This window comes from Limnobaculum parvum (assembly GCF_003096015.2).
Classification (GTDB): Bacteria; Pseudomonadota; Gammaproteobacteria; order Enterobacterales; family Enterobacteriaceae; genus Limnobaculum; species Limnobaculum parvum.
The window spans coordinates 2979398-2985495 of sequence record NZ_CP029185.2 but is presented as its reverse complement, the minus strand read 5'-3'; the positions used below and the strand labels follow the sequence as shown (position 1 = coordinate 2985495).

The 6098-nt window shown below is 43.4% G+C and carries 1 protein-coding gene; it reads left to right on the top strand.

All coding sequences use genetic code 11. From position 1 onward, the window contains the following. Nucleotides 1-816 precede the first annotated feature (816 nt). Nucleotides 817-5709: an autotransporter outer membrane beta-barrel domain-containing protein gene (locus HYN51_RS12510; protein WP_108900333.1), complete on the top strand. Its 4893-nt coding sequence runs from the start codon at nt 817-819 to the stop codon at nt 5707-5709. Nucleotides 5710-6098: the final 389 nt, after the last annotated feature.

Genomic DNA, 6098 nt, shown 5'->3' with positions numbered 1-6098 from the left:
TGACCTATAAATAGATTTTTTATAGGTACAGTGATTTTTATTATTTTTTAAATATAGATACAGCATGGCCTTTATTTTGAGAAAGGGGTCACAGTCTGTTCGCTTATTTTACAGAAAGAGATTCAATAAGTTAGTTTTAATGTGTTGTATATTTTTGGGGTGTATTTTTCGGGTGTTCTAAATATGATGTGTTGCAAATTAAATATATTGAAATGGCTATTTTTGGATATAAGGGAATTCTTACTTGAGAGCGTTAAAAATCTCATGCTACCATGACCCATAGCCTAGTTTTATTAGGTTCGATAGTTAATATTATGTTATTAATGATCGTGTCGTTTTATTAACCTATAGCCCAATTGATAATTGGGCTATAGGGCGTTTATATAGATTCAGGGATGAGTTGAGTATGTTTCATTCTCACTGCAAGGCGATAGCCAGTATTGCGTCGATCATGGATTCTTCTGAATCCACTCTGGAAAGGCTATATTTATGCTAATGAATAGTAAGCATAATATTTGAAATTATGTTTTCACAATATGATTTCAATATATTGAAAATTGGTCTTCTATTATTTATTACCCATATTGGGTTATTGATGTGCTTGTTAAAGACGATAATAACACACTTCTTTATTACATATATGAAGTGCGGTTATTTAGTGCTCTTTAATTTTACAGTCAATGTATTAATAACTCGAATCCTTATGATTAGTGTTATTTTTAGACAATATTTATTTTGTATATCAGGTAAGTAAATCAGGTTGTTACCTGAATTTATTCATGTGTCGAAAAGGACGATTTAATTAGGAATACTAGGATGAAAAAAAGACTCGACGGTAAATATAGATTTAATTCTCTTCATAAAGCCATTGTATTCTCTTTCCCTGCGGTGTACTTGGGCGTATCAATGGGTGCCACTGGGGCGCAAACAACATTGACCGAAGGTCAGGATATTTACGCTAACGGTTTGAATACGGGTGCGTATGATCTCTTGTTGAATGGTGATGTTACTTGGAAGACGGCTTTTAATATTAATGCCGCAGGTAAATCGACTATCGCGATTGATGGTAATGGTAAAGTTATCACCATTGGTACTAGCAGCGGACAGCGTTTATTCGATATCGACGAAGCGCTGGATACCATCGCTATTAAGAACGCTACGATTACTGCGGATCCGTTTACCGGGGCGCGTTCTACTCTGGTTAAGATCGATTCATCGAAGACAACGGTTAACCTTAATCTGGAAGGGACTACTTTCCTCGATATCGGCCCAACTGACTATGCCTCAGGGGCGTCAGCAGACTACGGTCCTATCCTGTCTATTCGTGGCGGCACAGGTTCCGTAATGAATGTTGACGGTGGTGCAGCTGGCTTGTTGTTCAAGGGCAACCACGGATTGTGGGATCAACCAGGGGCAGTCGGACTTTATTCTAATAACACCATGAATTTCAACGGTAAAGTGACTTTTGATAGTAACTGGACCGGTAACTATGGTGGAGCAGTAACACTATACGATACCAATGGTAGCGTGATGAATTTTAATGGCGAAGCCAATTTCATCAATAACCATTCTTCTGTTTTTGGTGGTGCTATCGATTCCTGGGGTGGTTCTGCGGCCCTGACGTTTAACGGGCCAACCAATTTCACCGGAAACTATGTCTATGGTTCGACGGTAGATTCTTTTGAATACCCGAATCACGTTAATGACCAACATTCTCGTGGTGGTGCCATCAACATCGGTTACCTGAATCCGGGTTCCGAAGGCGTCAAGCTGAATTTCAATAATGCGGTTTCTTTCAAGAACAACTTTGTTGTTGAAGCAAAAAATAACCGTAATGCATTGGGTGGCGCAGTCAGTGCTTATGGTAATGGTGGTGACTACAGCTACCTGATGAACTTCAACGGAGCGGCCAATTTTGACGGTAACTACGTTTATTCATTAACTGGCGATGCTTACGGCGGTGCGATTTATTACGATGTCGGTCCTAAGGCCATAATAAATCTGGGCTCAGGCTCAACCTTTACCAACAACGTGGCGAAAACTCAGGGCGGTGCTATCTATCTGGAAGGCGGTACCATTAACCTGAATGCTAAAGATGGCGATATTGTATTCCAAGGCAACCGTCAGGGCGCAACCTTTACCGACATTGGTAATGGCATCTATGCACCGGTAGCTGGCACGGGCGATCCTAACGCCATTTATCTGGGCGGCTCAGGCAGCCTGAATATGGATACTGCTGCGGGTAAATTGATTCATTTCTATGATCCAATTGCCTCTGTTTCCAGCGCAAAAATGGAAATCAATAAGACCGGTGACGGTGAAGTGATTTTCCATGGTAACAGCAGCAACCCAGGTGATGCGTTATATAACTCTGATATTAAAAACAACACCAACGTCAACGGCGGAAAGTTCACGTTAGTAGATGGTGTTAGCTACGGTAACGTAGAATTTGGTACTTTTGCCGTTAATGACGGTGCAACACTTCAGGGTGACGACAAGACTACGCTGACGGCTAAAGGCATTAATATCAACGCAGGCGGTACCGTACTGACTAACGGTGGTACCTTCAATCTGACGGCAGGTGCTAACAATGTCGTTTCAACCGCAGGCCTGTTCATCGGTTCGGGTACTTTGGTTGCTCCGATTATTTCTTTAAGTAATAGTGCAGCGAACATCACCGTAGCGAATGTTGACGCGGGTAACGAACTGGTGATGGATGCTCTGTTGCAAGATGCTGGTTCATTGAACAAAGCGGGCGACGGTACGTTGGTACTGACCAAAACTAACAGCTTTACTGGTGAAACCACCATTGATGGCGGTACGTTGAAGGCAAATATCGTTGATATCATTGCTGCCAGCTCCGGCCTGAAAATGACCGCAGGCGTATTTGATCTGAATAACTTTGATCAAACGGTAAAAAGCCTGAGTGGAACCGGCTCTATCACGATGGGCACCGGCAACTTAACGGTTAAAGACACTGATGCTACTACCTATGACGGTATTATTAGTGGTGACGGCAGCCTGACTAAAGACGGTTCTGGTTCACTGACGCTGACGGCTGAAAATACCTATCAAGGCGGTACCAACGTTAAGGCCGGCACTTTAGTGGCAACACAAAGTAAAGCGTTAAGCAGTGGAGATATCGTCAATGACGGCACTTTACAGCTCGATTTCGCCAACGATGAAGTGTTAGCGAATGCCTTGTCTGGTAAGGGTACGCTGAATAAAACCGGTAGCGGTAAAGCGACATTAACCCACGATGGCTCCAGCCAGGGTAATGTTAATGTGAAAGCAGGCACATTACGTTTTGAACAAGCGGGTGATTTTAACGCGGCTAACGTAACCAGCGATGCAGAAGCTACCTTATCAATGGCGGCAGATGCGACTCTGGCGGTTGCTGATAAATTCAAAATCGACGGCAAGTTTGAAGTGACTGCCGGTAATGCTGCTTCTGTTGTGACGGCAAAATCGGCTGAAATTGGTAGCGGTGCAACCTTTAACCTGTCCGGTTATAGCGTTCCTGCCACTATGAACAGTACAGAATTAGAAAGTAATGAGTTCCGTGTTATCACCACTTCAGCAGCAGGTAAACTGACGGGTGATTTTAAATCGGTTTCTGTTGGCGGCGCGGCTAGCGAAGTTGATTATCTGACGTTGACGCCAATTCATGACGATCAGAACTACAGTATTGGTCTTGGTCTTTCTTGGTTCGCGGCTGAGTCTAAAGCGCCAGAGAAAGCACAGGGTACCTTCACGCTGGCTGACCAGAAAGAGTTCTTCGATCTGGGTGTAGTACTGGCGGATGAAGCAGCCAATGCGGCAACCGGTTGGGATGGCAAAACGCTGACTAAAGCGGGTGAAGGTACACTTCAACTGTCTGGCGCGAACACCTATACCGGCGCAACCTTGGTTAATTCAGGTACATTGCGTGCAGGAAACGTTGATGTTATTGCTAAGAGCTCACAGTTGACCGTAGCCGATGGCGGAACGTTCGATCTAAACAACTTTGATCAACACGTTAACAACCTTAACGGTGCTGGTAAGGTAACATTAGGTAGCGCAACATTAACGACCACTAATGACGTGAATAATACCTTCAGCGGTGTTATCAGCGGTGCAGGTAATCTGGTTAAGGAAGGCAGTGGTCAATTACTGATTGATAACAGCCAAACCTATCAAGGTACTACCAACATTAATGCGGGTTATATGACCCTGCTGAACAATGCGGTACTGGAAAGTGCTAATGTGGTCACCATTGCTGAAGGTGCAGAGCTGGGTGGTTATGGCGGCGTGAATGGCAGCGTTATCAACCACGGTTTACTGGCAACGGCTGATGCGGCGAACGGTTATGCTGCAGAACCAGCAGGTAACTTTACGATTGGTGGTGATTTCACTAACAACGGTGAAATCCGCATGGCTAGCCCGGATCCACGTAGTCAAACCATCGTAAAAGGTAACTACATTGGTAACAATGGTCTGTTAACCCTGAGTACCGTGCTGAGTGGTGATAATTCTATTACCGATAAGCTGATTATCTCTGGTGATACCTCTGGTAACACTAACGTCGTGGTGAACAATGCCGGTGGTGAAGGTGCTCAAACTAAGAAGGGCATCGAAGTTATCAGCGTTGGTGGACAATCAAACGGTCAGTTCACATTGGCTAACCGTGTTGTGGCGGGTGCTTATGAATACAGCCTGTATCAGGGACTTCCGTATGAAGCAAACGGTAACTGGTATCTGCGTTCTGTTGGACCAGAGAACAAGCCGCAACTGCGTCCTGAAGCAGGTATCTATTTAAGCAACCAGTCAATGGCTAGCGTATTACAATCACTGACGCTGTTTGACCGTCAGGGTAGCCAGTTCAGAAGTGCTGACAGCAGTGCATGGGGCCGTATTATCGGTGGTCGCGTTGAGAATAAAGCCGGTAACGGTGCTCTTGATACGAACAGCGATTACACGCTGATTCAGGTTGGTGGCGACTTACTGAGCTATACCGCAGGTGATGCCGGCACGGTTATTGGTGTGATGGGAAGCTGGGGTGATGTGGACTCTGATACCAACAGCAAGGCCAATATGAACGGTGAGCAACATAACGCTACGGGTACTGTTGAAGGTTTCAGTCTGGGTGTTTATGCGACTTGGTTTGCTGATGCTAAAGATCAGAAAGGTGCCTACCTTGATGGTTGGTCTCAGTATGGTTGGTACAATAACACCGCCAGCGGTGAGTTGAGATCAACAAACAAGTATGACTCTACTTCGATGACGTCATCACTGGAAACCGGTTACAGCTTCGTACTTAACGATAATACCATGAACGAATGGCGCTTAATCCCTCAGGCTCAAGTTGTTTATAACGACTACGCAGCGGATAGTTTTGTTGACTCTAGCAAAATCAAAGTTGATGGTCAGAATAATGATAACTGGAGTACTCGTTTAGGTTCTCGTTTAACGGGCAAGATCAAAGGTGAGAGCTATACTCACCGTCCGTTTGCAGAAGTTAACTGGTGGTACAGCAAAGACGGTGCTTCTGTTAAAACGGGCGAAGATACCGTTAAACAAGATATGCCGAAGAACCGTGCTGAACTGAAACTGGGTCTCCAGAGCGAGTTTGACAATAACTGGAGTACGACAGTCAGTGTAGGTGGTCAGGTTGGCGACCAGAGTTATCGTAGTATGCAGGGTGGTATTAACGTTCGTTACGCGTTTTAATTAAAAACTGACGAAGTAATACAACAATCAACGGCGTGTCATTAATGACACGCCGTTTTTTTATGGCTCTTTTTTGCCTATCAATGAACAATACCTGCCGTTTATATTGAGAAATTAGGAAACCGTTTTTTCTCAATGTAACTTAATATTTTCCTACATTATCCCTTCATCAATATCAAAAATAGAGAATGTAATTTCTTATAAAACGATACTTTTCATGTTGATTTTTTTAAATGAAAAATGTTGTTAATTTGTGAATTAAAGATGGAAGGTAAATGTATTTTAATTACCTATTTTAATGTGGTGATTTTTTTGGATTCATTTGTTTTTTAAGGGTATTTATAATTTATTTTCTATAATTTTATTATGTTGTTCTATTTTCTTATCGA

What these genes read in the sequence shown, in the direction of transcription:
- HYN51_RS12510 (WP_108900333.1), top strand. Translation starts at nt 817, where the DNA reads ATGAAAAAAAGACTCGACGGTAAATATAGATTTAATTCTCTTCATAAA.